This window comes from Gordonia tangerina (genome assembly GCF_021556435.1).
Taxonomy (GTDB): Bacteria; Actinomycetota; Actinomycetes; order Mycobacteriales; family Mycobacteriaceae; genus Gordonia; species Gordonia tangerina.
In genome coordinates this window covers 1-1283 of sequence record NZ_JAKGCU010000065.1, presented here as the reverse complement: position 1 = coordinate 1283, position 1283 = coordinate 1, and the positions used below count along the sequence as shown (strand labels likewise).

Sequence of the window (1283 nt, the reverse complement as noted above, 5' to 3'; positions counted from 1 at the left end):
GGTGGTGAGAAACCTCATCTTGGAACAGGCTTCCCGCTTAGATGCTTTCAGCGGTTATCCCTTCCGAACGTAGCTAACCAGCAGTGCCCCTGGCGGGACAACTGGCACACCAGAGGTTCGTCCGTCCCGGTCCTCTCGTACTAGGGACAGGTTTCCTCAAGTTTCTAGACGCGCGCGGCGGATAGAGACCGAACTGTCTCACGACGTTCTAAACCCAGCTCGCGTGCCGCTTTAATGGGCGAACAGCCCAACCCTTGGGACCTACTCCAGCCCCAGGATGCGACGAGCCGACATCGAGGTGCCAAACCATCCCGTCGATATGGACTCTTGGGGAAGATCAGCCTGTTATCCCCGGGGTACCTTTTATCCGTTGAGCGACACCACTTCCACACGTTGGTGCCGGATCACTAGTCCCGACTTTCGTCCCTGCTCGACATGTACGTCTCACAGTCAAGCTCCCTTGTGCACTTACACTCAACACCTGATTGCCAACCAGGCTGAGGGAACCTTTGGGCGCCTCCGTTACATTTTGGGAGGCAACCGCCCCAGTTAAACTACCCACCAGGCACTGTCCCTGAACCCGATCAGGGTCCGAGGTTAGAAGTCCAATACGATCAGAGTGGTATTTCAACAACGACTCCACCCACACTAGCGTGCGAGTTTCACAGTCTCCCACCTATCCTACACAAACCGAACCGAACACCAATACCAAGCTATAGTGAAGGTCCCGGGGTCTTTTCGTCCTGCCGCGCGTAACGAGCATCTTTACTCGTACTGCAATTTCGCCGAGTCTGTGGTTGAGACAGCAGAGAAGTCGTTACGCCATTCGTGCAGGTCGGAACTTACCCGACAAGGAATTTCGCTACCTTAGGATGGTTATAGTTACCACCGCCGTTTACTGGGGCTTAAATTCTCAGCTTCACCACCGAAGTGATTAACCGGTCCTCTTAACCTTCCAGCACCGGGCAGGCGTCAGTCCGTATACATCGTCTTACGACTTCGCACGGACCTGTGTTTTTAGTAAACAGTCGCTTCTCTCTGGTCTCTGCGACCCACACCAGCTCACACCGCGAGGGCGGTCACCGGGATGGGTCCCCCTTCTCCCGAAGTTACGGGGGCATTTTGCCGAGTTCCTTAACCACAGTTCTCTCGATCGCCTTAGTATTCTCTACCTGACCACCTGTGTTGGTTTGGGGTACGGGCCGTGTACCAACTCACTAGAGGCTTTTCTCGGCAGCATAGGATCATGGAATTCGCCGCAACGGCTACGCATCACCTCTCAG

Annotated in this window: 1 rRNA gene; it reads right to left on the bottom strand. The window is 54.9% G+C overall.

Going from position 1 to position 1283, the window contains the following annotated elements:
• Nucleotides 1-1283, bottom strand: a 23S ribosomal RNA gene (locus L1892_RS24570); the annotation flags it as partial.